Origin of the sequence: Mycobacterium sp. (assembly GCF_025965855.1) — a bacterium.
GTDB lineage: Bacteria > Actinomycetota > Actinomycetes > Mycobacteriales > Mycobacteriaceae > Mycobacterium.
In genome coordinates, this window is sequence record NZ_JAOPWB010000162.1 from 1 (window position 1) to 24,576 (window position 24,576).

Sequence of the window (24,576 nt, forward strand, 5' to 3'; positions counted from 1 at the left end):
GCGTTGCGCTACAGCAGGAGTGGGTAAACAAATGCAGAAGTGCGGGCGTCGGGTCGGAAGGTGGGATCTCATGGCACGTCAGGCGGAGGGCCGGTGGGACGTCAGTATCAAGAGCAACGCGGTTTGCCTGGAGCGCGTCGCTGACGGCGACAAGCGGTTATTCGAAGACTTGTTGGCACCCGAGGAGGCCCGCGCACTAGCTGAGCTCTTGACGAAATTCGCCGACAAGTTCGACAAGTTCGACGAATCCGACAAGTCCGATAGATCTGACGATAAGTCCGATGAGCCTGACGACTCCGGCGAGCGCGATGAGCGCGATGAGTCTGACGACTCCGACAAGTAGAGGACTAGATTCCTAGTAGCACCCGCTCACATTAATTCGCCGGCCCGCATTGACGCAGACGTTCACGTTCGGCGGTGGCGGAGGCGGAAAGTCCTGCGGCAGCGGCGCGTAGTCGGCCGGCGGCGGGGCATAGCTGTTGACCGTGTCGGCGACGTTGGTGCACCCGCTCACCGAAACACGCCTGCCGACGCTCGCGCAGACGTCGGCGTTGGCAACACCTGACGGCTGGACGACGGCATAGATTTCCGGGATTGCCGCAAGGGCAAACAGCGCGACCCCCGCGGCGGTCCAAGACCGCACCCACAGATTCATTCCGATCTCCTTCCCATCACCGCCGACGCGAGCTCGATCACTCAGGGAGTGGCGCCGCTCTCCCCGACTAGTGGGGTCCATTGGCAACGCTGCCGGATGTCGACCAGAGGCTGGCGGATGTTCTCCAGGTCGGCCTGCTCTTGCGGATTGGCGCTGAAGTAGTTCTGCACGTCGTCGCGGATCTGATCTTTGGGCCGATCCTGAAGGCCGGTGTAGAACCCGTTCACGTCCGGGTGCGTGAACAGGTAGGTCGAGAGCGACGCCGCGACACCGGCAGCGACACCGGCTACGTCCCCGGCAGTGCAGTCGGCCGGCCGAGGCGGCGGATCAGCCGAGGCGGTCCCCGCGGTAGCACATAACAGCGTGCCGGCGACTGCGCCAGCTCCGATTGCGCCGACTACCACCCGGCGACGAATGGAGGTCGGGAGAAACATGGCGGGCTCCTTCGTCCGGTAACCAATCCGACGGCAACTGGCGACGGTTGCCGACCTGCGCATAAACCATCTTCTGCCAACCTTGCCGGTTCCGGAAGGGATCACAGGCGCGAATCCCGCGCGGTGGCTATGACCGCGTCGACGCGGCGTCGACAGTCGCGGACTGTCCGCAAGCGCTTCGTCGGTGCGCCGATCGTGCGATGGTTGTCGAGCAAGGCAATCACCGCGCTGGCGACCGGAAGGAATGCAGTGAGCCGTTTGCACGCGCGGCCAGCCGGATTCAAGTCTGCGGCATCGGCAACTGCCCTGTGGGTGTGCGTGGCCACCGTGCTGCCCGCGACGGCACACGCAACGCCACCGATCGGGGTCACGGCGGTGACCTTGTCGAAGCAAACCGTTGACGGCAAGGATTACATCGTTAGCGAGGTTACGATTTCGCCCGATGGGAGCACCGGCTGGCACACACATCAAGGTCTGATTTATGGCGTCATCAAGTCCGGCGTGTTGACGCACTATGGATCGGACTGTCACGAAGATGGCATCTACGGTCCCGGGGCGCCCATCACCGACCCCTCGGGCCCGGAGCACGTGCACCTCGCCCGCAACCTTGGAACGACGCCGCTTGTCCTCGAGGTGACCTACGTAGATCCGGCGGGAGCACCCACCTCCGACAGCGCGCCCAACCCCGGCTGTGACTTCGCATGAGCACAGCGCCCGCGGAGGGGCCTTCGTCGCCGACATCGCCTGACCCCCGCTCGACTCCCATGTCGTTTCCGGGCTGACCGCGAACGGCGAGGCAAAATGACTTCATGCCGACACCGAACATCGCCCGCAAGCAGCCGGAAGCCTAGTGGGCTCGCTGCGGCACAAGGGCCGCTGACGTGCACGGCTTCGGTTTCGACACCCTGGCGCTGCTGACCGCGATCGGTTTCGCCGGTCCGCTGCTGGCATCGGTGCCGCGCCTGCGGATACCGGTCGTCATCGGCGAGCTACTCGCGGGGCTCATCGTCGGCAAGACCGGCTTCGGTGTCATCGATGACACCAATCCCACCCTTCAATTGCTCGCCAACATCGGCTTCGCACTGGTGATGTTTGTGGTGGGCACCCACGTTCCCGTCCGCGACCCACAGCTGCGCTCGGCGGCGCCGCGGGCGCTGTTGCGCGCGGTCGTGATCGGTGCCGTCGCGGCGGCCCTCGGTGTCGGGCTGGCGGCGGCGTTCGGCACCGGACACGCGGCGCTCTACGCGGTCCTGATGGCGTCCTCGTCGGCGGCGCTGGCGCTGCCCGTGATCGATTCGCTGCGGTTGCAGGGCCCGGAAGTGCTGTCGGTGACCGTGCAGATCGCAATCGCCGACGCCGCGTGCATTGTGTTGCTGCCGTTGGTAATTGACTTGCGACGGGCGCCGATCGCGGCGCTCGGTGGGCTTTCGATCGCGGCCTGCGCGGTGGTGCTCTTTATCCTGCTGCGCGCGCTCGACCGCAAGGGCTGGCGCCGGCGCATGCACAAGTACTCCGAAAAGCAGCGGTTCGCACTGGAATTGCGCACCAACCTGGCCGTGCTGTTCGCGCTGGCGGCGCTGGCCGTCAGCACCCACGTGTCCATCATGCTGGCGGGCTTCGCGTTCGGTTTGGTGATCGCGTTGGCCGGCGAACCGCGACGGCTGGCGCGACAGCTGTTCGGCATCACCGAGGGGTTTTTCGGCCCGCTGTTCTTCGTCTGGCTGGGCGCCTCGCTGCAAGTGCGCGAGCTGGGCGCGCACCCGAAGCTCATCCTGCTGGGGCTCGGCCTGGGACTGGGTGCCGTGCTGGCGCATTGCGCGGGCAGGCTGTTCGGTCAGCCGCTGACCCTCGCGGCGCTGTCGGCGGCGCAGCTCGGAGTGCCGGTGGCCGCGGCCACCGTCGGCAACGAGGAACACCTTCTCGTCGCGGGCGAAGCCTCGGCGCTGATGTTCGGCGCCTTGCTGACGATCGCCGCCACGTCGATCGCGGGCGCGCTGGCCGCGCGCGGCCGGACCGCCGGAAACGCGGAAAAGCCTGCCGTCACCGACAAGTCCGCCTGAGGCGCCCCTGTGTAACGAAGGGACCGAAGTACTCCCATTGAGTTCCGTTCGGCCCTACGGGCCGGCTCGGCGCAGTGGTCGGATGAACCGTAATGCCGATCGAGGGGGCTGCCATGAGGGATCGCTTGTACCGCGTCACCGATCGCCTGCACCAGGACCGCACCGTTGCGGTGCCCGGTCATGAGATCGCGCACGTGGTGTCGGCGTGGCTTGCTGAGCTGGGGGCCCGCAGTCCGCTGGTGGACGATCTCGAACGGGCGGTGCGCGTCGGCGATTGGGTGGCAGCCCGCGCCGTCGGCGACCAGTTATCCGTCGACGTGGCCGTCATCGCGGCCTAGGAATGGTCATGCCCACCAGAAATTGGCACAAAGTCCTTTTGCCTAGTGCCGTCGTGCTCTCGCATGACCCGGCGTGATTACGCGATCGTGGATGTGACGAAGCTTTACCGAAGGAAACGAGAGCCATGAATGCGCGCTTTCCGGATGCCGGCACAGTCCGGACTGTGCTGACCCTGGCGGCTCGCGCACCCTCGGTGCACAACACGCAACCGTGGCGGTGGCGGGTCGACGACGCGAGCCTGCATCTGTACGCGGACTCCGAACGGCAACTGCCCAACACCGACCCCGACGGCCGGGACCTGATCTTGAGTTGCGGCACGGCGCTGCAGCACTGCGTAATCGCTTTCGCCGCCGTCGGGTGGCTATCCAAGGTGACTCGGCTGCCGGATCCGGACGACGCCAATCACCTTGCCGCGATCGAGTTATCCCCTTACCCCGCCAACGCCGTCGACATAGCGCTCGCCGCGGCGATACCGCGTCGTCGAACCGATCGTCGCCACTACAGCTCCTGGCCGGTGCCGATCGGTGACATCGCCCTCATGGCCGCGCGGGCGGTCCGAAATGGCGTGACACTGTGCCAAGTCGAGGACCTCGACAAGCTGAACAAGATCGTCGCCGAATCCGTTTCGGAACACTTCAATCGTGACTACCTGGCCGAGCTCACGGCGTGGAGCGGGCGCTACGCATCGGTGGCGGGGGTCCCGGCGCACAGCACACCGCCGTCGGACCCCGAAGCGAAAATCCCCGGCCGGCTCTTTGCCGGTCCCACGTTGGCCATGCCACCGGAATCGTCGGCCGCCGACGACAATGCCGTGGTGCTTGCGCTGGGCACCCGGGCCGACGACCGGCTGGCGCAGCTGCGCGCCGGCGAGGCCACCAGCGTCGTGCTCCTCACCGCGACTTCGATGGGATTGGCCAGTTGCCCGGTCACCGAACCACTGGAGATCGCCGACACACGCGAGTCGGTCCGCTCCGACATCTTCGGCGGCGCCGACTACCCGCAGATGTTGCTCCGGGTGGGCTGGGCACCGATCAACGCCGACCCGCTGCCGGCGACACCGCGACGCGAACTGTCCGAGATCGTCGAGTGGGTCAACGAGTAAGGACGGCAAGCCATCGTCACCCGAACCGCTGTGCAGCACAGGCCATTTAGGCGGATGATGTGTCGGTGAGCGGAGACGGCGAACATCAACGGGTCGCGTTGTTCGGCGCGGGCGGCGCAATTCCCGCTAGCGGATCTCCAGCACATCGTCGGGCGCACGCCGCGGAGTCGGGGGCGGAACGGCTTCCATCGGCGGCGCTATGCCGGCGCGGACCAGTACCTGCGGCTGGGCGTCGTTGTCCAGCAGGCCGCGTACGACGTCGCGGCTTTCGTCCAGCTCGATCAGATGGGTGAGCGTGCAGGTCACCAGGAATGCCATCGTGCATTCGAGTAGCACGGTCGACAACACTTCGCCGCACCGCAGCACGTCCGCCCTGGTGTCTTCGGGGGTGGACAGCACTAAAATCTTCGACCAGTCCACCGCGACCTCGGGACGCCGATCCTCGTGGTCCCCGGCCGGGAATTCGCGCGCCACGTCCACGCGGCCGCTTTCCTTGTCGGACAACAGCGCCCTCGGCGGCACACCCTCGTTCGGCGCGAACGGCGAAGTCCACCATTCGAGTTCGGCGTGATACGCCGCGTCGTCGCGGCGAAGCGCCTCGGTGAGCTGTGAGGCCTTGACCAGCGTGGGCCGGTCGTCGTCGGCGAGCACGTCGAGCGTCACCAGATTCTCGTCGAACGTGCTGCGCAGCACGGGTTCGAACAGCTCCCAGTAGGTGGGCTGACCCATCGGCAGCCTGTCGGTTCTGCGTTGCAGGATCGCGTTGGCGCGGTCGCGCTGCGCGCGGGTGACGTGCTCGACGGAACGGAATTCGATCGTGGCCAAATGGTCGCAGTCATTGGGATTGGGAAACCGTTCGACCTCCGCGCCCCAACCCGCGGCGAGCATGGCGACCCGAAGGTGATCGAGCGCGGCGCCACAGCTGAGGATCGCTTCCCTACCGGAAGGGTCCATGCCCGGCACCGTTCGGTCGCGGTCGACAAAGAGGCGCAAAACCCCGCCCTCGGCGACCCACCGCCACGGCTGGCTGTTGCGCACGGACGGAGCCCGGCACGCGAGCTGCACCGCTTTTCTGAGAGTCTGGGTGTGCAGCGTCATCGTTTTCATAGCCGTCAATTTCCTTGCCGAGTTCCGGTTCACCATCGACGTTAGGCCTCAACCGAGCTGGTGGCCAGGATCGTTCGTCCCGGCCGGCAGGGCCGCTGGGAGGCCGAAAGGCCGTAGGGCCGCCGAGCAATTGCACGGGGGTCCAATGATGTGACGCCTGAGGACCAAGGACCCTGTCGTGCGCCGTTCGCATGCCTGAGTGTCGAAGGCAGATACGAGGCGCGGATCGGCTGCGAAGGATCGCCAATTCGGTTACCGCCCAGTCTTTTCTATCTAGGAGTTGACGATGAAGGCCGACGTCGGGGACTGGCGCGTGATCAAGAGCGGCACGGTTGGGCACCGGGATCGGTCGAAACGGCCATTCTCTCAGGCGATCCCGGGCAGGAGTTGGTCGATCGATCGCAGGACGCGGCGCTGATTTGCATGCGCACCTCCAGGCGCGGATGGTGCCACGCCACCGTGCGCCAGCTCGATCGGCGACCGAAGAGCTGGGTCGGGCGCTATCCGGGACGTGCGGGGCCAGACGGTCGCCGCCTGCACCGGCGTGAAGACCGGCGAGAGGCTGGGCAGCGCCATCGAATTGGCCGTTGTCGGCAGCGCCGACGCCCTGGAGATCGCGGGGCTGGCCATCTGGAACTGCCACCCGATCGTGGGCCATCCGGACTGTTCTGTGCTCGTGGTCCGCCACTAAGACGCAGGCGGCGGCCATGAAGACCGTCAAAGAGTTGGCAACCCCGCAGTCGATCGTGGTGGGCATCGACGGCTCGAAGTCGGCGATTCGCCAGGCGGTCAAGGTAATTGGGGCCTAGGCAAGCTGGTGAAGATCGAAACCGAGGTGGCCCACGGGCTGGTGATTGCTTGCGCCCGCGACCGTCGGCGACACGCCGACTGTTCGCTGTTGGTCGTCAATCAGCAGCATTTGTGAGGCGGGCGATGATGAAAACATGCGATATTGAGAGTCGGTCGTTTCAGAAAGGGCCCTTCATGGTCAAGGTTTTCCTCGTCGACGACCATGAGGTCGTTCGGCGCGGTCTTGCCGATCTGCTCGCGTCGGACCCCGAACTGGAAATCGTCGGCGAAGCCGGTTCCGTATCGGAGGCGAAGGCGCGAATACCGGCCTTGCAGCCCGACGTCGCGGTGCTTGACGTGCGCCTTCCCGATGGGAACGGAATCGAGCTGTGCCGCGATCTGGTGTCCGATCATCCGGATCTGCGGTGTCTGATGTTGACGTCGTTCACCTCCGATGAGGCGATGCTGGAGGCGATTCTGGCCGGGGCCAGCGGCTATGTCGTCAAGGACATCAAAGGCATGGAGCTGGCCCACGCGATCAAAGAGGTCGGCGCCGGCAAATCCCTGCTGGATAACCGGGCGGCCGCCGCGCTGATGGCGAAGCTTCGGGGGACAGCGGAACGCGAAGACCCATTGTCCGGGCTGACCGAACAGGAGCGAACGCTGCTCGCGCTGCTCAGTGAAGGTTTGACCAACAGGCAGATCGCCGCGCGGATGTTCCTCGCGGAGAAAACGGTGAAGAACTACGTGTCGCGGTTGCTGGCCAAACTGGGCATGGAGCGCCGGACGCAGGCGGCGGTGTTCGCCTCCAGACTGGATCAACGGCCCGGCCGGCCGGCCACCCGGGCGGAAGCGCCGCCGGACTGATCGGCGGCGAGGACAGAGCGGCCCGCGTGGTTTGCTGGTCGGCACCGCTGGCGCACGCCTGTTGATCTTGGGTGCCCGACCCCTTGGCGTTAAGCTGGCTGCGGCATCTTCGCGCTACTTGGACACCTCGCTGTTCGCCAACGCAGGTTGCCACTTGCCAGGAGTTGTCGTGGAGGTACGAGGTCCGGTGGCCGGCGGCGACGAACGCGGCTCGGCGTTTGCCGGGCTCGGCCAGCGTGGGCTGGTCAGCAGGATGCACACGCAGCTCGACGAGTTGCTGGCGGCGCGCGATCAGATGGAGCAACTGCTGCGCGTGTTCGTCGAGATCGGCGCGGACGTCGGCGACCTGGACGCGACGTTGCACCGGATCATCGCCGCGGCCAGGGAATTGACCTCCGCGACCTACGGCGCGCTCGCCATACGCGATCCCGAGGGCACCTTGCTCAGGTTCGTCCATGAGGGAATGGACGCAGACACAGTCGGACGCATCGGCCATCTGCCGGTGGGCAAGGGGCTTTTGAGCCTGTCGCTCCTGGACACGCCGGCACTGCACGTGGATGACCTGACAGCACACCAGGCCGCCGTGGGGTTTCCCGAGCACCACCCGCCCATGCGTGCGTTCCTCGCGGTGCCGATCACCATCCGCGGCATCGTGTTCGGCAACATCTACCTCACCCACGTCGACCCGGCGCGGGTGTTCTCCGAATCCGATGAGGTTGCCGCTCGCGCGCTGGCGTTCGCGGCCGCGGCCACCATCGACAATGCGCAACTGTTCGAGCGCGAGCGGTTGGCGGTGAAGTGGATGGAGGCCAGCCGCGAGATCACGACCGCCCTGCTGTCCAGCGCCGAGCCGCAGCGGCGCCCGTTGCGGTTGATCGCCGAAAGCGCGCGGATCCTGACCGACGCCGAACAGGCGATCGTCCTTGTCCCGGCCGACGCGGACCTGCCGAACGACGAAACCGACACGCTGGTGGTCTCCGCGGCGGTGGGAGTTCACGCCGACGAGGTCATGGGCCGCCAAGTTCCGGTGCAGGGTTCCACCAGCGGCGAGGTCTTCCGTTCCGCCCAACCCGTGATCACCGAGTCGCTGCGGTACCCGATCCAGGCGTTCACGGATGTCGGGCAGCGCCCCGCCATCCTGATGCCGCTGCGCGCCGACGACCAGGTCGCGGGCGTGATTGCGATCGCCCGCGCCGCCGACCAGCCACCGTTCGACGAAAGCTACCTCGACCTGGTCAGCGATTTCGCCACCCACGCCGCGATAGCGCTGGTGCTGGCGGCGGCCCGGGACGACGCGCGCCAACTGACCATCCTCGCCGAGCGCGAGCGCATCGCGCACGATCTGCACGACCACGTCATCCAGCGACTGTTCGCCGCCGGCATGGACCTGCAGGGCACGCTCGCGCGGGCGCGATCGCCGGAGGTGGCCGAGCGGCTCAACCGCACCCTCGACGATCTCCAAACCATCATCGAGGAGATCCGAACGACGATCTTCCAGCTCAAATCCCCGTTGGGCAAGAATGCCGACTTCCGGCAGAGGATTCAGCAAGTGGTCGCCGACCTGACCGAAAACCGCGAGATCGTCACCACACTGCGCCTGCACGGACCGATGACCGCCGTCGGCGGCGAGCTCGCCGAGCACGCCGAAGCGGTCACCACGGAGGCCGTCAGTAACGCGCTTCGCCACTCCGGTGCGTCGCGGCTGACCGTCGAGGTAGACGTCGCCGACATGTTCATCCTCGACGTCAGCGACAACGGCTGCGGCATACCCGCCGACAACTCCCGCAACAGCGGCTTGGCCAACATGAAGTACCGCGCCGAACAACTCGGCGGCACCTGCGAGATCACCAATCCACCGGAGGGCGGCACCCGGGTCCACTGGGTCGCTCCGCTGACCGATCAGAAACAGGCAGGATCAATGGCGCGTGGGTGGGGTCTAACGGCCCTGCCGAACGGTGCCGCCTCGGCGCCGGCGATGCGACGGCCGTCATCCGGGCGGCATCACCGGGACGCTGCTGGGTTCGGTCAGTAACGCCGTCGTCCACTCGGTCCGGATGCCGGAGATCGTGGCGCGGCCGTCTTAAGACTTGGCGCGGACGTCCGGGGCGGCGGACGCTTAGTTGGTGACCGATACTGCGCCTTTCGCCCCCTATGCGGATGTGCACGAAACCCACACGGGCGTGGTCGTGCTCGCCGGCGACCGCGCGTTCAAGGCGAAGAAGCCGGTCCTGACCGACTTTCTCGACTTCCGCACGCCGGAGCAGCGCGAGCGCGCGTGCCTCCGGGAGGTCGAGCTGAACAGCCGGCTGTCGCCCGGCAGCTACCTCGGGGTCGCGCGCCTGTCCGACCCCGGCGGCGGCGCGGCCGAACCGATCGTCGTCATGCGTCGCTACCGAGACGACGACCGGCTGGTGTCCATCGCGACCCGCGACGCCGACGGCTCCGTTCGACGCCTCCTGGACACCATCGCCGCCGTGCTGGCTAGCTTTCACGAGCGCGCCGAGCGCGGCCGCGCGATCGACGCGCAGGGCGAGCCCGGCGCGATCGACCGACGCTGGCGCGACAACCTGGTCGAACTCGACCGCCACGCGGACACGCTGCCCACCGAGACCCTGTCGCGAATCGCGCGGCTTGCCGGCGAATTCATCGCGGGCCGCGAACCACTGTTCCGGCGCCGCATCGAGGACGGACTCATCGTCGACGGCCACGGCGATCTGCTCGCCGACGACATCTTCTGCGGCCAGGACGAACCGGCGCTGCTCGATTGCCTGGAGTTCGACGACAATCTTCGCTACGTCGACTGCGTGGATGACGCCGCGTTCCTCGCCATGGATCTGGAGTTCCTCGGCCGCAAGGAACTTGGCGAGCACTTCCTCGAACGCTACGCCGCGCACTCGGCGCGGACGGCGCCGCCGGCGCTAGGGCACTTTTACGTCGCCTACCGCGCCGTCGTGCGGGCGAAGATCGACTGCGTGCGAGGGTCGCAGGGCAAGCCGGAGGCCGCCGAGGATGCCGCCCGGCACCTCGCGATCGCGGACGAGCGCCTTCGCGGCGCCACCGTGCGCCTGGCGCTCGTCGGCGGAAACCCGGGCACCGGCAAGTCCACCGTCGCCCGTGCGCTCGCCGAACAGACTGGCGCCCAGGTCATTTCGACCGACGACGTCCGCCGGGAACTGCGGGAATCCGGCGCGATCGCGGGCGACGCCGGCGTCCTGGATCAGGGGCTCTACAGCCCGGACAACGTCGCGGTGGTTTACGAGTTCGCCCTGCGGCGGGCGCGTTCGTTGCTGGCCGATGGGCAATCGGTGATCCTCGACGGCACCTGGCGGGATCCGCGGATGCGTGCGCGGGCCCATCGCCTCGCCTCCGAAACGCACTCGGCGACGGTGGAACTCATGTTCTCGTCGACTGTCGACACGGCGGCCGGCCGAATCACCACCCGGCAGCCGGGCAACTCGGAGGTGACCCCGGAGATCGCCGCGGCGCTGGCCGCCGAGCGCGCCGGCTGGGACACCGCGCACCGGATCGACACGTCGGGGGCACTCGAAGACTCGGCGCGAGAGGCCCTCGATGTCTGGCGCGGGACGTTGTAGGCCCAGTTCACGACCCGAGCGGGGTGGTTGACATGTTGGTCTCGGCGGCCAAAACGCCCCATTCGCGTTCTCCGCGTGGGCGATTCGCTGTTGGCGTGGCTCTCCCACCGTTCCCGCAGCAGAAACTGATGGGCCGGCAGGTGCTGGAAGTCTTGCCGATACCCCGATGGCCCTGCAGTTGCGCACCGGCATCGCGATGCTCAGCTACGCCGACACGTTCGCCTCCGGCTTCACCGCCGACTACGACACCGCGCCCGACGTCGAGGCGCTCGCCGCCGGAATCGAAAACGGCGTCGCGCAATTGGTTTGGGCCGGCCGCCACTCCGCTATCGGGTGACCGGCCGGTCGTTGGAGCGGCGGATGCGACGATGCGCGGTCACCAGCAGGTGGTCGAACTCCTGCGAGTTGAGGGGCAGGCCGGCGCCGAGGAAGTCTTCGGCGATCTGCTCGGCCAACAGCCGCAGCTTGACGTTTGCCTCCTGGGACAGCCATTTGAGCAGGTTGAACGCGGCATTGTCGTTGATCCGGTAGATCAGCATCAGCATGCCCTTGGTCTGCTCGATGCTGGCGCGGTTCTCGCTGATCTCGGCCAGTCTCGCGGTGACAAGGTCCTCCTGCGCCCGTTCTGGCGGCGGGGAGACGTCGACGTAGAACCCGTGCGTTCCGATCACTTCGCCTTGATCGTCGAAGAGTTGGTCACCGACGACGACGATGTGGCGCACGTTGCCGGCGGTGTCGATGATGCGGTGGCGGGTGCTGAACGCCTGGTGGGCGTTCAGGATCTGATCGATCGTGGCCGCGACCTGCCTGCGATCGTCGGGGTGTTTGTGGGCGAGCACCAGGTCGGTGGTCGGGGTGACGCTGCCCGGCTCGTAGCCGTGCATCCGCTGCACCTGCGCGGACCATTCCCACCGCTGGTCGGCGAAGTAGAACCGGAACCAGCCCACCCGTTGCGGATCGCCGCCGGCCAGGGCCTGTTCGATGTCAGGCGTCTGGCCGTCTAGATGCCATTTCATCTGAGACCTTGCCTCCTCGGGCAAAGGGCGGCGGCGGCGGCCAGGTCGCGGTCGCCGCCCCGCCCGCCGGCTGATCAGGCGTCTATGACCTCCCGCTTCGAAGCGGTGTCGTCGAGGGCCTGGTGCCCGTTGCCGTGAGCGACGGAGATCTTGCGCGGCTTGGCCTTTTCGGCCACCGGGATGCGCAGGCTCAGGACGCCTTCCTGGTATGACGCCTCGATCCTGTCGGTGTCGAGGTTTTCACCGAGCACGAGCTGGCGACTGAACACCCCTCGGGGCCGCTCGGTGGCCAGCATCTCGCGGTTCGGGTCCACGGCGGGCCGCTCGGCACGCACGGTCACCACATTGCGCTCGATGTCGATGTCCAGCGAGTTGGCGTCGATGCCCGGCAGGTCGAACTCGACGACAAATCGTTCCCCCTCGCGCCAGGCGTCCATCGGCATCACTGCGGGCCGCGCGGCCGTGCCGAGTACGTGCTGGGCGAAGCGGTCCAGGTCACGGAACGGATCGGTACGCATCAGCATGGCGGTCACCTCTCACTCCAATCTGTTGGTTGTGAAACGGCTTTTCCTATGTCTTTCTATGTCAAAAGACATAGATTTCATATATCACCATCGACAGCACTGCGCAAGTGTGATAAACAGATTTTCCGAGCGAATCAGTCGAGGAGATGTCCGATGACCGAGAACACTGGCGCCACGGGGGCGCCGGCGTCGGATCGCGGGGTGTACGGAATCTCTGTGGCCGCCGAACTTTCCGGCATCCCGGTGCAGTCGCTTCGCCTCTACGAACGGCACGGGCTCTTGAGGCCGGCGCGAAGCGACGGCGGAACGCGGCGCTACAGCCCCGACGACCTGGCCCGGCTCCAGCGCATCAGCGCCCTGGTCGACGCCGGGGTCAACCTCGCCGGCATTGCCCGCATCCTGAGCCTGGAAGATGACAACGCCACGCTATCGGCGGTCAACACCGATCTGCGGTCCACCAACCGCAGCTTGCGGAACGCGGGGAAGGGCGCGCGGGCCAAAGACAACGCAACATGACACACGAAAAGGGTTGGTCACCGACGCGTTACCGAGCCGCCTTGCGGTTGGGCTCGCTCGGCCCGTTCATATGCGCACCCGGGCGCCTTCCGGATGTTCGTTTGAGGTGTTTGCACTTGGTTGTCTGGCTCCTAGACTGCGCTTTATGGGTCGACGCGTCGGGAGGTGCTCCGCCGGGTCGTGGCAGGCGACGGGGGGCGCACCGCTGCCGTGCAGCAGCGCCCGTGAAGCCCTTGAGGGGGGTGATGGAATGCCGGACGGCCAGAACACAGTCGTCGCTCAGTTGACGGAACTGATGACCAATATGGACCGCAACGGGGCGGAGACCACGGCCGGACTGCGTGAACTCGTCGAAACTGGTGTTCAGCACATGCCGGGCTGCCAATACGCCGGGATCACCCTGGCCGAGAAGGGCAAGGCGGTTACCAACGTGGTCGCCACGCATCGCTACGCGACGATCCTCGATACGATCCAGGACCGGCGCGGGGAGGGGCCGTGCCTGACCGCGGCGTGGCGGCACCACATGATGTTCGTCGACGACTTGAATGTCGACCAGCGCTGGCCGCGCTATCAGCGCGACGCGCTCGCGGAGACCCCGGTCCGCTCGATCGTGTCGTACGAGTTGTTCGACGATGGTAAGAGCATGGCGGCGCTCAACTTCTATGCCGAGCATCCGCACGTGTTCGACGACGAATCACTAGAGATTGGCGGGGTTTTCGCCACCCATGTGGCGTTGGCGTGGTCGATGATGCGCCGGCAAAACCAGTTTCGCAGCGCGCTGGCGTCACGGGATATCATCGGTCAGGCCAAAGGCGTCGTCATGGAGCGCTTCAACCTCGACGCCGTCGAAGCGTTCGAACTCCTCACCCGGCTATCGCAGCAATCGAACACCAAAGTGATCGACATCGCCAAAGCGCTGATCGACAACGAGCATCCGCTCAAGCCACCGCATCGCGGCCCCCGCGCATAGCTGCGACCGTTCCGCAATGGATGGCGGGCTGCGGCGTTTCGGCCGGCGCGACACGGGTATGTGCCATGCACATGAAAGCCGTCACGTGGCAGGGCAAGCGCGACGTTCGCGTGGAGTCGGTCCCCGATCCGAAGATCGAACAGTCAACGGACGCCATCGTCGAGGTCACCTCGACGAACATCTGCGGGTCCGACCTGCACCTCTACGAAATTCTCGGGGCCTTCATGAACCCTGGGGACATCCTCGGGCACGAGCCGATGGGGATCGTCCGCGAGGTCGGCGCGGAAACGGGCGATCTGCGGATCGGTGATCGGGTCGTCATCCCGTTCCAGATCTCCTGCGGCCGGTGCCACATGTGTGGCAAGCAGCTCTACACCCAGTGTGAGACCACCCAGGTGCGCGATCAGGGCATGGGCGCGGCGTTGTTCGGTTATTCAGAGCTCTACGGCGAAATTCCCGGCGGCCAAGCCGAACTGCTGCGGGTCCCGCAAGCCCAGTTCACCCACATCAAAGTTCCTGTGGGACCGCCGGATTCGCGCTTCGTGTACCTGTCGGATGTGCTGCCGACCGCGTGGCAGGCGGTGGCCTACGCCGACATTCCCGACGGTGGGTCGGTGGCCGTGCTCGGCCTGGGTCCCATCGGGGACATGGCGGCACGCATCGCCGACCATCTCGGCTACCGGGTAATCGCCGTCGATCTGGTGCCCGAACGCCTGGCCCGCGCCGCGGCGCGCGGCATCCACACCATCGATCTGGGCCGGCTCGATTCCCCCCTCGGCGACGCGATCCGCGACCTGACCGACGGCCGGGGCACCGACTCGGTGATCGACGCGGTGGGCATGGAGTCGCACGGTTCCCCCGTCGCCAGGCTGGTTCAGCAGGCGAGCACCATGTTGCCGGACGTGCTGGCCAAGCGGCTCATGCAGACCGCCGGTGTGGACCGACTCAGCGCCCTGTATTCCGCCATCGACATCGTGCGGCGCGGCGGAACAATCTCGCTGATCGGCGTCTACGGCGGGATGGCCGACCCCCTGCCGATGCTCACCCTCTTCGACAAGCAAGTGACCCTGCGGATGGGACAGGCCAACGTGAAGAAGTGGGTCGACGACATCATGCCCCTGCTGACCGACGACGATCCGCTCGGCGTCGACACCTTCGCCACCCACGTGCTGTCCCTCGACGAGGCCCCGCACGCCTACGAGATCTTCCAGAAAAAGCAGGACGGGGCCGTCAAGGTCATGCTGAAGCCGTAATCTCGTTGTGAACCAGGCGATTTCGGACACATCGGGGTCGCCAGGGGGCGCGCTTGCGGCCGCGCGCGGTTTGACCGCCGGGTCGGCCGGGTATCAACTGCGCTATGACCGGCCCAGTAGCCCTTGCGCCCACGCCCACCGGTGAAGTGTGGCCGGGCAAGGCTTATCCGCTGGGCGCGACCTATGACGGCGCGGGCACCAACTTCGCGGTGTTCAGCGAGGCGGCCGAGCGCGTGGAGCTGTGTCTGTTCGACGCCGACGGCATCGAAAGCCGAATCACCCTGCCCGAGGTCGACGGGTTCGTCTGGCACGCCTACGTGCCGAACATCGAACCGGGTCAGCGCTACGGCTATCGCGTTCACGGTCCGTACGACCCGCAGGCCGGGCTGCGGTGCAATCCGAACAAGCTGTTGCTGGACCCGTACTCCAAGGCCATAGACGGCACATTCGACTGGAACCAGTCGCTGTTCGGCTACAACTTCGGAGACCCCGACAGCCGCAACGACGACGACTCCGCCGCCAGCATGCCCAAGTCGGTGGTGATCAGCCCGTACTTCGACTGGGGCAACGACCGCCCGCCGGACCACCACTACGCCGACACGGTCATCTACGAGGCGCACGTCAAGGGCCTGACGCAGACCCACCCGGACATCCCCGATCAATTGCGCGGAACCTACGCGGCCGTGGCGCACCCGGTGATGATCGAGCACCTCAAAACCCTCGGCGTCACCGCGATCGAGCTGATGCCGGTGCACCACTTCGCCAACGACTCGACGCTGATCGAGAAGGGCCTCTCGAATTACTGGGGCTACAACACGATTTCGTTCTTCGCGCCCGACCCGAAGTATTCCAGCGCCGCCTCGGCGGGCGGGCAGGTGCAGGAGTTCAAGGCGATGGTGCGCGCCCTGCACGAGGCCGGCATCGAGGTCATCCTCGACGTGGTCTACAACCACACGGCAGAGGGCAACCATCTGGGCCCGACGCTGTCCATGCGCGGCATCGACAACGCGGCGTATTACCGGCTCGTCGATGACGACAAGCGCTACTACATGGACTACACCGGCACGGGCAACAGCCTCAACGTCGGGCATCCGCACGCGCTGCAGCTGATCATGGACTCGCTGCGCTACTGGGTGACCGAGATGCACGTCGACGGCTTCCGTTTCGACCTGGCCGCGACGCTGGCCCGTGAGTTCTACGACGTCGATCGGCTGGCGACGTTCTTCGAACTCGTGCAACAGGATCCGACGGTCAGCCAGGTCAAGCTCATCGCCGAGCCGTGGGACGTCGGGCCGGGCGGCTACCAGGTGGGCAATTTCCCGCCGCAGTGGACGGAGTGGAACGGAAAGTACCGCGATACCGTGCGCGACTTCTGGCGCGGTGAGCCCTCCACCCTCGACGAATTCGCCTACCGGCTGTCCGGATCGGCCGACCTCTACGAGCACACCGCGCGCCGGCCGGTGGCGTCGATCAACTTCGTCACCGCCCATGACGGGTTCACGCTGCGCGACCTGGTGTCCTACAACGAAAAGCACAACGAGGCCAACCGCGAGGACAACAACGACGGCGAGAGCCACAACCGGTCGTGGAACTGCGGCGTGGAGGGGCCAACTGACGACGAGGGCGGCCCCGGTGTCAATGACCTGCGCGCCCGCCAGCAGCGCAATTTCCTGACCACTCTGCTGCTGTCGCAGGGCGTGCCGATGATCTGCCACGGCGACGAGCTGGGTCGCACGCAGAACGGGAACAACAACGGCTACTGCCAGGACAACGAGCTCACCTGGATCAACTGGGCCAACGCAGACGCGAGCCTGCTGGAGTTCACCCGCGCGGTGTCGGCGCTGCGCGCGAACCACCCGGTGTTCCGCAGGCGCCGGTTCTTTTCCGGCAAGCCGGTGGGGCGCCGCGGCCAGGACGGCCTGCCCGATATCGCCTGGTTCACCCCCGAGGGCACCGAGATGACCGACGAGGATTGGGGCGCGGGGTTCGCGAAATCGGTCACGGTGTTTTTCAACGGCCACGGCATCCCCGGTCTCGACGCGCGGGGGCAGCGGGTGCTCGACGACTCCTTCCTGCTGTGCTTCAACGCCCACCACGAGTCCATCGAGTTCACCCTGCCGCCAAAGGAATTCGGCGCCAGCTGGCATGTCGTGGTATTCACCGGACCCGAGGAGACGTCGCCCGCCGACGAAGTGCCCGGCGGAGGGGCGCTGACCGTCGAAGCGCACACGGCCGTGGTGCTGCAGGTCCCCGACGAGGCCTGAGCCGGTTGCCGCAAATCCGCCCGACAGTTACGCAGCCCGCCGCTGGTAGATACGCTGTGGCTGCAGCGGGCTCGTTACAGGAGAGGGCGGATATGTCAAGGACAGTGGTGGTTGGCGCCTCGAGCGGACTGGGGCGCTGCATTGGCGTCGGCCTGGCGCAACGCGGCGATAAGGTCGCGCTGCTCGCCCGGCGCCGCGAGCGCATCGAGGTCGCGGCGAAGGAGGCGGGACCGGCTGCGATCGCCGTCGAATGCGATGTCACCGACGAGGCCTCCTGCCGGTCGGCGATCGGCGCCGCCGCGGACGCGCTCGGCGGGATCGACAACCTCGTCTACACGCCGGCCGTCGGGCCACTCGTGCGAATGGTCGACACGGACGCCGAGACGTGGCGGCGGATCTTCGATACCAACGTCATCGGCGCGGCGCTGGTGACGGCGGCCGCGGTGCCACACCTGACGGCCTCCGCGGGCAAGGCGGTCTACCTCTCCTCCGACGCGGGCACGTTCGGGCCGCCCTGGCCGGGTCTCGGGGGGTACGGCGTCAGCAAGGCGGCCCTCGAGCGACTCGTCGAGGCCTGGCGGGCCGAGCACCCGGACATCGGCTTCACCTGCCTCATCGTGGGGGAGTGCGGGGGCGGCGAGGGCGACGCGGCGACGGGCATGACCACCGGCTGGGACGCCGAACTGGCCATGAAGGCCGTCCCGCTGTGGGCCTCCCGCGGCTGCATGCCCGGCAAGCTGATGCCGGTCGAGGACCTCATCGACGTGGTCCACTTGATCCTGGGCACCCATGCGTCGACGTCGATGCCGGTCGTGGTCGCCAGGGGAGCTCCCGCCAGCCCCGCGGCGTTCGCGGAGTCCGCCCAGTCCTAACGCGCCAACTTCTCGCGGACTTTGTCGACCAGGAAGCGCCCGTACGACGCCGGCCGGAACGCGCGCGCCGCGCCGGTGAGGGCCTCGCGAGAATCCGGGGGTAGCTCGATGTCGGCGGCGGCCACGTTGAACTCGAGCTGCTCGACGCTGGAGGCACCGGGGATGGCCACCACTCCCGGCAGGCTGATCAGCCAGGCCAGCGCCACCTGCGCCGGCTTGGCGTCGACCTGCGCCGCGACATCGCGCAACGTCTGCAGGAGCGGCTCGATGCGGCGCAGGTTCTCGGTGCCGAACAGCGGGTTCACGGCGCGAACGCCACCGGGGCGGTTGTCCAGGCCGTACTTGCCGCCCAGCAGCCCCTGCGCCAGCGGGCTGTAGGCGATCACGATGCGGTTCTCGCGCTCGGCGAAGGGCACCAGGTCCTCCAGCGCCCCGGCGTGGGCGAGCGAAAAATGCACCTGGTTGCTGATGACCGGCCGCCCGAGCGCGGCGTCGGCCTTTCGCCATCGCGCCAGCGAGTAGTTGGAAACGCCGGCGGCCCCGATCTTTCCGCCGTCGAGCAGGTCGCGCATCCCCGGCATGATCACCGAATCGGGGACCACCGGGTTGGGCTGGTGGATCTGGTACAGCGGGATGCGGTCGAGCCCCAGCCGCCGCGCGCTGGCGCGCTCGCGCTGCTTGATCACGGCGGGGAAGGGGGCCACCGGGAAGACCTTGGTGGCCACCGCGACCTCGGCGCGCTCGTCGCCGAGCGCCTCGCCGAGGATCCGCTCGCTCTTGCCCAGCCCGTATATCTCGGCGGTGTCGAACAGGGTCACCCCCAGGGCGCGGGCCCGCCGCACGATGTCCCGCGCGGCGCCCGACGCGTATCCCTCCCCGTAGCCCCACTCGCGCGACCCGAACTGCCACGTGCCCAGGCCGATTCGGCTGACCCGTCCGACCCCGTCGACGTCAAGATATTTCATGAGACCACCCTACTGGGGCGCCGAGTGTGGGCTGAGTACGGGAACCGCCCCTTGAATTCGTCCACGGGCCCGGCTCGGACTCGCCTCAGCCGGGAATCTTGTTGAGCGCGTAGTTCGCGATGCTCACGGCCGATTGCCGGGGACGGACGGCGTCGGTGGTGCCGCTGTAGGAGACGTACAGGTCCACGACGACATTGGCTTTGGCCGCGACCGCGCGCGCGGAGCGCACCTGCAGACCCTTCGGCGCCAGATCCATCGTGGTGATGCCGTTGCCGGCATCGGCCGGAGCGCTCAGGGCGAACGGGATCGCTCCCGCCTCGGGGATCGTCACGCTCACCGTCGTGCCGCCGCACTGGCGCCATCCGTCCAGCAGCTTCTGCAGTTGTGATTGGGCAGCCGGCGCATCACGAAACGCCGCGACGGCCTGGATCACCTGGACCGACTTGAGCAGGCTGCGCGTGTCGGAGAATTCCGCCGCGTGGTAGCCGAAGATGGCATCGACGTTGTAGGCGTCGGGTGTGCCCGGGGCGATGCTTCCCCAGCACTCCGGACGGTCGATGGTTCCTTCCCGGTCGGACCTGGCCGGATGGTCCCACGTCTGGCCCGCGTCGAGGTTCTGGTCGTCGGTGATGGTCTTCAGGTCGCCGAGGCCGGGCAAGACCGTGGCGATGGCGTCCGGCGCAACCGTGGGGCCCGGGGGCGCCGCGGCGGTGGTGACGGGTGCCGCCGGGTGGCTCGACGTGGATGTGAACGCGGCCAGGGTGGCCCATGCGACCAGGGTGAGGACCGCGAGGCTGACGAACGCGTACGACAGCGCCACCCCGGCCAGCGCGCGGTTTCGGCCGAGCTCACCCGTGCGGCGGATCTGCGCGAGCGCCAGGTGTCCCAGAACCGCACCGACGGGCGGGGACGCGAACGCGAACACCAAAGACTGCGTGGCCAACGGGTTGACGGGCGGGCGGTAAGGCTGTGCGGGCGGTGGTGTGACGACCGGCGGTTGCACCGGCGGGCCGGCGGGTGGCATGCGACCGAGCGGGTCGTAGCTCAGCGGGCCGTACCCGTACGGATCCTGAGGATTCACGCCAGTGGCCTCCTTAGCCCGGCAGCCTGCCCAGAATGTAGCCGAACGGTGGCGCGCCGTCGAAACGACAATTTCTATAAGTCCACGTTTGAGAAACCCGTGGCCGGATAGGTGCGCACGGTGGGTTTTCTCGTCGAGGCGCGTTGACCTGTCGCAACCCGGATTGCGCCAAGCCGCGGACCGGAATCGTGTTGTGCGGTAAGGACTTTCTCAGCAACGGCTCCGGCGGCGGAAACTCTTCGCCGTCGCGGGCGCAGCGTCGGTGAAATTCGGTTGAGCGAGCCGGAATCGATCGATCAGGTGCGATAGTGTGCGCAGTTCGTTGCGCAGCGCGTCGAACGTGCGCTCGTCCGAGTCGTCGAGCCGACCCAGCGAGCTGTAGTGCACCAGGCGTCGCAGCCGCCCGGCCAGCACGGTGCCCCACCTGATGCTGAAGTCGTAGCGCTGGCCTTCGCTGATCGGCGCTTCGTCGTCCTGCTTCGCGAGTTCCCTGAGCGCCCGGATCTGTCCGCTGATCAGTTCGACGTCGTTGTCGATCTCGACCGCCGCCCGTGCGGGATTTCGTGTCGCGCTCATCGGTTCCTCCTCTGCGTCAGCCCCGCACCCACGGGCCACCACACAACGCGGGGCGCGCTCTTTAACGCCGTCCCGGGGCCGTACAGCCTCCCACGACCGCGCCGAGGGCGCACCCCGCCCCTAAACGTCGCAGCCGTCGAGTCCAGCGGCTCACTCGGGAGAATTACCCCGATCGGCGCACATCACACGTGTTTTTCTTGCCGCGACGCACGTCGTTTGGTGGCCGCGTCGGTCGGGTAGCCGCTACAGAGCGCGCAACAGCCCGCGCGCGGATGTGTAATCAGAGGGAGAGACATCATGGCTCAGGCCGCCATAAAATCGCGCTCCGATGTAGTCGACTTCCTGGTCAGTCAGCACGAGCAGATCAAGTCGATGTTCGCCGAAACCCTGTCGGCCTCCGGGAAAGAACGAGAGAAAGCGTTCGTCGAACTCCGGCGCTTGCTCGCGGTGCACGAGACCGCCGAGGAGGAAGTCGTTCACCCGCGCGCCAAGCGGAAGATCGCCGACGGTGCCGCGGTGGTGGACAAGCGACTGGAGGAGGAGCACGAGGCCAAGACGGTCCTGCAGAAGCTGGAAAAGCTCGACGTCGACAGCGAGGAGTTCACCCGCCACCTGACGGAGCTCCGCGACGCCGTTATCGAGCACGCCGAGCACGAGGAGAAGGACGAGTTCGCCAAGCTGGGCGAGGAATTGAGCGACGAGGAGCTGGCGAGGATGGGCCGCGCCGCCAAGCTCGCCGAAGCGATCGCCCCCACCCGGCCGCACCCGGGCGTCGAATCCCAGGCCGCCAACCTGACCGCGGGCCCGTTCGCGGCGATGATGGACCGGGCGCGCGACGCCATCATGGGCAAGGGCTGATCCTGGCCTGAACCATGGCCGCGCCAAAAACGCCAAAAACCAGCGCCGCGCGCTACCTGCCGCAGGATCGCGGACTGGATTCCCTGAAAGCCGCGGCCGAGCGCTGCCACGGTTGCCCGTTATTTGCCGACGCCACCCAAACGGTGTTCGGTCACGGGCACCGGGGCGCGCCCATCATGCTGGTGGGCGAGCAGCCGGGGGACCAGGAGGACCGTGCCGGCCTGCCCTTCGTCGGGCCCGCGGGGCGGTTGCTGGCCCGGGCGCTCGACGACGCCGACATCGACCCGACGCTGACGTATCAGACCAACGCCGTCAAACATTTCAAGTTCACCCGTAAGGGCAAGCGGCGGATACACCAGAAACCGACCCGCACCGAAGTCGTCGCGTGCCGGCCGTGGCTCATCGCCGAGATCGAGGCGGTGCGGCCCCAGGTGATCGTCTGCCTCGGTGCCACCGCCGCGCAATCGCTTCTCGGAGCGGCCTTTCGGGTGTCCGCCCAGCGTGGCGAGGTCATCCAGCTGCCCGCCGCGGTCGACGTCGAATTAACGCCCGAGCCGATCGTGGTCGCAACCGTGCACCCGTCGTCGGTGCTGCGCGATCGCAGCGAATCCCGCGACGAGGCCTACAAGCTATTCGTCGACGACCTGCGCAGCGTGCGCTCGCGGCTCGGCTAGGCCTTCGATTTTTTGGGCGAGGACCTACGCGATGTGCATCGGCGGTCGGTCGGTGGCGAGGCCGCGAATCTGGGTGCGGCAACTGAATCCCGTCAATTGTTCTTGTGCGGCAGGAACTCCTGCGCCTTGGTTTTCAGGCCCACCTTGACGAAGCCGACGCGATCCTCGTCACCGGACAGCACCGCGGCGGTGGCCGCCTTGAACTGATCCCAGGTGGCGTGCGGCGGAATCGGCGGCATGTCTGGATCGGTGTAGACGTCCAAGACGGTGGGACGGTCCGCGGACAAGGCGTTGCGCCAGGCATTCCCGAGTTCGTCGGCGTCCTTGATGGCCATCGCGTTAAGGCCGAGGCTGGCGGCGAAGCCGGCGAAGTCGACGTCGGGAAGGTTCTGGGATTCCGCGAATTTCGGCGCGCCGGCCATCGCTCGCATCTCCCAGGTGACCTGGTTCAGGTCGTTGTTGTGCAGGATTGCGACGATCAGGCGGGGATCGTCCCACTCCTGCCAGTACCGCTTGACCGTGATGAGTTCGGCCATGCCGTTCATTTGCATGGCGCCGTCACCGCTGAACACGATGACGGGTCGTTCCGGGTGGCCGAACTTCGCGCCGATGCCGTACGGGACACCGGGACCCATCGTCGCAAGGGTGCCCGACAGCGAGCCCCGAATGTTGCCACGGAACCGCAGGTTTCGCGCATACCAGTTGGCCGCCGAACCGGAATCGGCCGTGACGACGGCGTTGTCGGGCAGCTGCGAGGATAGCTCGGAGAACAACCGCATGGGGTTGATCGGATCGGCGCTGACTTTCGCTTCCATGTCCATGGTTTCCCACCAGCGCGCCACTTTGGCCTCGATGGCGTCGCGCCAACCCCGGTCCTCCTTGCGGCGCAGGTGTGGAATCAGTGCCCGAAGCGCGGCTTTCGCGTCGGAAACGAGGTTGACCTCGTAGGGGTATCGCATGCCGATGAACCGGCCGTCGACATCGATCTGCACGGCGCGGCACTGCCCGAACTCCGGCAGGAATTGCGTGTAGGGGAAATTGGACCCAACCGTGAGCAGGGTGTCGCAGTCGCGCATCAGCTCGTAGCTCGGCCGGGTTCCCAGCAAGCCGATCGAGCCGGTGACCCAAGGCAATTCGTCACTCAACACGTCCTTGCCCAGCAGCGCCTTGGCCGCCCCGGCCCCGAGCAGATCGGCGACCTCGGCCAGCTCCTCGTGCGCCCCGCGCGCGCCGGACCCTACCAGCATGGCGACCTTTTTTCCGTCGTTGAGCACCTGAGCCGCGCGCTTGACCGCGGCGTCGTCGGGAACGACCGCCGGCCACTCGATGCCCAGACTCGAGGGCACCATCTTGAAGGCGTGGGTGGGTGGCGAATAGGGCAGCTCCTGCACGTCGGCCGGGATGATCAGGGCCGTGGGCGCGCGCTGGGCCATGGCCACCCGGATCGCGCGGTCCAACACGTTGGGTAACTGCTCTGGGACAGTGACCATTTGAACGTAGTCACTGGCAACGTCCTTATACAGACTGAGCAGGTCCACCTCCTGCTGATAAGACCCGCCCATGGCGCTGCGGTTTGTCTGACCGACTATCGCCACGACGGGCACGTGGTCGAGTTTGGCGTCGTAAAGACCGTTGAGCAGGTGAATCGCGCCGGGGCCCGACGTGGCCATACATATGCCGACCCGATCGGTGAACTTGGCGTACCCCACCGCCTCGAACGCGCTCATCTCTTCGTGACGCGACTGGATGAACTTGGGCCGGTTGTCGGCGCGCCCGAATGCGGCGAGGATCCCGTTGATGCCGTCGCCCGGATAGCCGTACACATGCTCAACGCCCCACGCCCGCAGTCGCTCCAGCAGGTAGTCCGAGACCTCTTGTTTAGACATTGGTTGCCCTCCTAGGCGGACGGTTGGGGTGGCGTCGGGCGCGCGAGTGGTCGCCCGCGTCGGCTTGTTCGTCGCGCCGAACGGGCCCGGGGCGCCATGGGTTCGACGGTCCGGGCAGCGACGTCACGCGTGGGAAACCGCAGGTGGGCCCAGTTACAACCACAACCCGGCCTCC

Annotated in this window: 24 protein-coding genes and 3 pseudogenes; 18 read left to right on the top strand and 9 right to left on the bottom strand. The window is 67.0% G+C overall.

Going from position 1 to position 24,576, the window contains the following annotated elements; all coding sequences use genetic code 11:
• Nucleotides 1–70 precede the first annotated feature (70 nt).
• Complete coding sequence (locus tag JWP83_RS12865) at nt 71–343, top strand: hypothetical protein (protein ID WP_297730373.1); 273 nt, start codon at nt 71–73, stop codon at nt 341–343.
• 12 nt (nt 344–355) lie between these two features.
• Here the strand turns inward: JWP83_RS12865 and JWP83_RS12870 are convergent, their stop codons facing one another.
• Nucleotides 356–655, bottom strand: coding sequence for a hypothetical protein (locus JWP83_RS12870; protein ID WP_297730375.1), 300 nt, complete (start codon nt 653–655; stop codon nt 356–358).
• 41 nt (nt 656–696) lie between these two features.
• Nucleotides 697–1,089 carry a heme-binding protein gene (locus JWP83_RS12875; RefSeq protein ID WP_297730377.1) on the bottom strand — a complete coding sequence of 131 codons (393 nt, stop codon included), beginning with the start codon at nt 1,087–1,089 and terminating at the stop codon, nt 697–699.
• A gap of 249 nt (nt 1,090–1,338) precedes the next feature.
• Between JWP83_RS12875 and JWP83_RS12880 the strand changes: the two genes are divergently transcribed.
• The 4 genes from JWP83_RS12880 (at nt 1,339) to JWP83_RS12895 (ending at nt 4,590) form a co-directional block, all read left to right on the top strand.
• The gene (locus tag JWP83_RS12880) at nt 1,339–1,794 is read left to right on the top strand and encodes a cupin domain-containing protein (RefSeq protein ID WP_297730379.1); all 456 of its coding nucleotides are present in this window, start codon (nt 1,339–1,341) and stop codon (nt 1,792–1,794) included.
• 176 nt (nt 1,795–1,970) lie between these two features.
• Entirely contained in the window at nt 1,971–3,149 is a 1,179-nt protein-coding gene (locus JWP83_RS12885) for a cation:proton antiporter (RefSeq protein ID WP_297730381.1), read from the top strand.
• A 113-nt stretch (nt 3,150–3,262) separates the two neighbouring features.
• Nucleotides 3,263–3,487: a hypothetical protein gene (locus tag JWP83_RS12890; RefSeq protein ID WP_297730383.1), complete on the top strand. Its 225-nt coding sequence runs from the start codon at nt 3,263–3,265 to the stop codon at nt 3,485–3,487.
• Nucleotides 3,488–3,612: 125 nt separating this feature from the next.
• The gene (locus tag JWP83_RS12895) at nt 3,613–4,590 is read left to right on the top strand and encodes a nitroreductase family protein (RefSeq protein WP_297730385.1); all 978 of its coding nucleotides are present in this window, start codon (nt 3,613–3,615) and stop codon (nt 4,588–4,590) included.
• A gap of 126 nt (nt 4,591–4,716) precedes the next feature.
• Here JWP83_RS12895 and JWP83_RS12900 read toward each other — a convergent pair whose 3' ends face one another.
• The gene (locus tag JWP83_RS12900) at nt 4,717–5,697 is read right to left on the bottom strand and encodes an NAD(P)H nitroreductase (RefSeq protein ID WP_297730387.1); all 981 of its coding nucleotides are present in this window, start codon (nt 5,695–5,697) and stop codon (nt 4,717–4,719) included.
• A 511-nt stretch (nt 5,698–6,208) separates the two neighbouring features.
• Between JWP83_RS12900 and JWP83_RS12905 the strand changes: the two genes are divergently transcribed.
• The 6 genes and pseudogenes from JWP83_RS12905 to JWP83_RS12930 form a co-directional block, all read left to right on the top strand.
• On the top strand, nt 6,209–6,388 hold the full coding sequence (locus JWP83_RS12905; protein WP_297730389.1) for a hypothetical protein: 180 nt from the start codon (nt 6,209–6,211) through the stop codon (nt 6,386–6,388).
• 293 nt (nt 6,389–6,681) lie between these two features.
• Nucleotides 6,682–7,353 carry a response regulator transcription factor gene (locus tag JWP83_RS12910; protein ID WP_297730391.1) on the top strand — a complete coding sequence of 224 codons (672 nt, stop codon included), beginning with the start codon at nt 6,682–6,684 and terminating at the stop codon, nt 7,351–7,353.
• 253 nt (nt 7,354–7,606) lie between these two features.
• Nucleotides 7,607–9,253 (top strand): annotated as a pseudogene (locus tag JWP83_RS12915) (GAF domain-containing protein); the annotation flags it as partial.
• Between the two features lie 94 nt (nt 9,254–9,347).
• A pseudogene (locus tag JWP83_RS12920) lies at nt 9,348–9,437 on the top strand (hypothetical protein); the annotation flags it as partial.
• A 39-nt stretch (nt 9,438–9,476) separates the two neighbouring features.
• Nucleotides 9,477–10,946 (top strand): bifunctional aminoglycoside phosphotransferase/ATP-binding protein, encoded by a 1,470-nt coding sequence (locus JWP83_RS12925; RefSeq protein ID WP_297730393.1) that lies wholly within the window; start codon nt 9,477–9,479, stop codon nt 10,944–10,946.
• A gap of 116 nt (nt 10,947–11,062) precedes the next feature.
• Nucleotides 11,063–11,283: pseudogene (locus JWP83_RS12930) on the top strand (WS/DGAT domain-containing protein); the annotation flags it as partial.
• Here the strand turns inward: JWP83_RS12930 and JWP83_RS12935 are convergent.
• Together JWP83_RS12935 and JWP83_RS12940 are read right to left on the bottom strand one after the other, a co-directional pair.
• A complete protein-coding gene (locus JWP83_RS12935; RefSeq protein ID WP_297730395.1) occupies nt 11,273–11,962 on the bottom strand; it encodes a PAS and ANTAR domain-containing protein in 690 nt (229 codons plus the stop codon). The pseudogene JWP83_RS12930 and the gene JWP83_RS12935 sit on opposite strands and share 11 nt — an antisense overlap.
• A 74-nt stretch (nt 11,963–12,036) precedes the next feature.
• Nucleotides 12,037–12,486, bottom strand: coding sequence for an Hsp20/alpha crystallin family protein (locus JWP83_RS12940; protein ID WP_297730508.1), 450 nt, complete (start codon nt 12,484–12,486; stop codon nt 12,037–12,039).
• Between the two features lie 153 nt (nt 12,487–12,639).
• Here JWP83_RS12940 and JWP83_RS12945 point away from each other — a divergent pair, with 153 nt between their 5' ends.
• The 5 genes from JWP83_RS12945 (at nt 12,640) to JWP83_RS12965 (ending at nt 18,361) form a co-directional block, all read left to right on the top strand.
• Complete coding sequence (locus tag JWP83_RS12945) at nt 12,640–13,002, top strand: helix-turn-helix transcriptional regulator (protein ID WP_297730397.1); 363 nt, start codon at nt 12,640–12,642, stop codon at nt 13,000–13,002.
• Between the two features lie 250 nt (nt 13,003–13,252).
• On the top strand, nt 13,253–13,972 hold the full coding sequence (locus JWP83_RS12950; RefSeq protein ID WP_297730510.1) for a GAF and ANTAR domain-containing protein: 720 nt from the start codon (nt 13,253–13,255) through the stop codon (nt 13,970–13,972).
• Between the two features lie 71 nt (nt 13,973–14,043).
• On the top strand, nt 14,044–15,225 hold the full coding sequence (locus JWP83_RS12955; RefSeq protein WP_297730399.1) for a zinc-dependent alcohol dehydrogenase: 1,182 nt from the start codon (nt 14,044–14,046) through the stop codon (nt 15,223–15,225).
• 104 nt (nt 15,226–15,329) lie between these two features.
• Nucleotides 15,330–17,489: a glycogen debranching protein GlgX gene (glgX, locus tag JWP83_RS12960; protein WP_297730401.1), complete on the top strand. Its 2,160-nt coding sequence runs from the start codon at nt 15,330–15,332 to the stop codon at nt 17,487–17,489.
• A gap of 104 nt (nt 17,490–17,593) precedes the next feature.
• Nucleotides 17,594–18,361 carry an SDR family oxidoreductase gene (locus JWP83_RS12965; protein WP_297730513.1) on the top strand — a complete coding sequence of 256 codons (768 nt, stop codon included), beginning with the start codon at nt 17,594–17,596 and terminating at the stop codon, nt 18,359–18,361.
• Here JWP83_RS12965 and JWP83_RS12970 read toward each other — a convergent pair.
• The 3 genes from JWP83_RS12970 to JWP83_RS12980 form a co-directional block, all read right to left on the bottom strand.
• Complete coding sequence (locus JWP83_RS12970; RefSeq protein ID WP_297730403.1) at nt 18,358–19,326, bottom strand: aldo/keto reductase; 969 nt, start codon at nt 19,324–19,326, stop codon at nt 18,358–18,360. The genes JWP83_RS12965 and JWP83_RS12970 overlap by 4 nt on opposite strands.
• A gap of 85 nt (nt 19,327–19,411) precedes the next feature.
• Nucleotides 19,412–20,350: a sensor domain-containing protein gene (locus JWP83_RS12975; protein WP_367185638.1), complete on the bottom strand. Its 939-nt coding sequence runs from the start codon at nt 20,348–20,350 to the stop codon at nt 19,412–19,414.
• A gap of 267 nt (nt 20,351–20,617) precedes the next feature.
• Nucleotides 20,618–20,983 (bottom strand): hypothetical protein, encoded by a 366-nt coding sequence (locus tag JWP83_RS12980; protein ID WP_297730407.1) that lies wholly within the window; start codon nt 20,981–20,983, stop codon nt 20,618–20,620.
• A gap of 297 nt (nt 20,984–21,280) precedes the next feature.
• Between JWP83_RS12980 and JWP83_RS12985 the strand changes: the two genes are divergently transcribed.
• Both JWP83_RS12985 and JWP83_RS12990 read left to right on the top strand, forming a co-directional pair.
• Nucleotides 21,281–21,841, top strand: a complete 561-nt coding sequence (locus JWP83_RS12985; protein WP_297730409.1) for a hemerythrin domain-containing protein — start codon at nt 21,281–21,283, stop codon at nt 21,839–21,841.
• A 14-nt stretch (nt 21,842–21,855) separates the two neighbouring features.
• Nucleotides 21,856–22,515 carry a UdgX family uracil-DNA binding protein gene (locus JWP83_RS12990; protein ID WP_297730411.1) on the top strand — a complete coding sequence of 220 codons (660 nt, stop codon included), beginning with the start codon at nt 21,856–21,858 and terminating at the stop codon, nt 22,513–22,515.
• Nucleotides 22,516–22,607: 92 nt separating this feature from the next.
• Here JWP83_RS12990 and JWP83_RS12995 read toward each other — a convergent pair whose 3' ends face one another.
• Complete coding sequence (locus JWP83_RS12995; RefSeq protein WP_297730413.1) at nt 22,608–24,401, bottom strand: thiamine pyrophosphate-requiring protein; 1,794 nt, start codon at nt 24,399–24,401, stop codon at nt 22,608–22,610.
• Nucleotides 24,402–24,576 lie beyond the last annotated feature (175 nt).

Bases quoted from the DNA above. Each gene is read 5' to 3' on its own strand.
- JWP83_RS12865 (WP_297730373.1), top strand. From the start codon at position 71: ATGGCACGTCAGGCGGAGGGCCGGTGGGACGTCAGTATCAAGAGCAAC.
- JWP83_RS12870 (WP_297730375.1), bottom strand. From the start codon at position 655: ATGAATCTGTGGGTGCGGTCTTGGACCGCCGCGGGGGTCGCGCTGTTT.
- JWP83_RS12875 (WP_297730377.1), bottom strand. From the start codon at position 1,089: ATGTTTCTCCCGACCTCCATTCGTCGCCGGGTGGTAGTCGGCGCAATC.
- JWP83_RS12890 (WP_297730383.1), top strand. From the start codon at position 3,263: ATGAGGGATCGCTTGTACCGCGTCACCGATCGCCTGCACCAGGACCGC.
- JWP83_RS12895 (WP_297730385.1), top strand. From the start codon at position 3,613: ATGAATGCGCGCTTTCCGGATGCCGGCACAGTCCGGACTGTGCTGACC.
- JWP83_RS12900 (WP_297730387.1), bottom strand. From the start codon at position 5,697: ATGAAAACGATGACGCTGCACACCCAGACTCTCAGAAAAGCGGTGCAG.
- JWP83_RS12910 (WP_297730391.1), top strand. From the start codon at position 6,682: ATGGTCAAGGTTTTCCTCGTCGACGACCATGAGGTCGTTCGGCGCGGT.
- JWP83_RS12935 (WP_297730395.1), bottom strand. From the start codon at position 11,962: ATGAAATGGCATCTAGACGGCCAGACGCCTGACATCGAACAGGCCCTG.
- JWP83_RS12940 (WP_297730508.1), bottom strand. From the start codon at position 12,486: ATGCTGATGCGTACCGATCCGTTCCGTGACCTGGACCGCTTCGCCCAG.
- JWP83_RS12945 (WP_297730397.1), top strand. From the start codon at position 12,640: ATGACCGAGAACACTGGCGCCACGGGGGCGCCGGCGTCGGATCGCGGG.
- JWP83_RS12950 (WP_297730510.1), top strand. From the start codon at position 13,253: ATGCCGGACGGCCAGAACACAGTCGTCGCTCAGTTGACGGAACTGATG.
- JWP83_RS12955 (WP_297730399.1), top strand. From the start codon at position 14,044: ATGAAAGCCGTCACGTGGCAGGGCAAGCGCGACGTTCGCGTGGAGTCG.
- glgX (WP_297730401.1), top strand. From the start codon at position 15,330: ATGACCGGCCCAGTAGCCCTTGCGCCCACGCCCACCGGTGAAGTGTGG.
- JWP83_RS12970 (WP_297730403.1), bottom strand. From the start codon at position 19,326: ATGAAATATCTTGACGTCGACGGGGTCGGACGGGTCAGCCGAATCGGC.
- JWP83_RS12975 (WP_367185638.1), bottom strand. From the start codon at position 20,350: ATGCCACCCGCCGGCCCGCCGGTGCAACCGCCGGTCGTCACACCACCG.
- JWP83_RS12980 (WP_297730407.1), bottom strand. From the start codon at position 20,983: ATGAGCGCGACACGAAATCCCGCACGGGCGGCGGTCGAGATCGACAAC.
- JWP83_RS12985 (WP_297730409.1), top strand. From the start codon at position 21,281: ATGGCTCAGGCCGCCATAAAATCGCGCTCCGATGTAGTCGACTTCCTG.
- JWP83_RS12990 (WP_297730411.1), top strand. From the start codon at position 21,856: ATGGCCGCGCCAAAAACGCCAAAAACCAGCGCCGCGCGCTACCTGCCG.
- JWP83_RS12995 (WP_297730413.1), bottom strand. From the start codon at position 24,401: ATGTCTAAACAAGAGGTCTCGGACTACCTGCTGGAGCGACTGCGGGCG.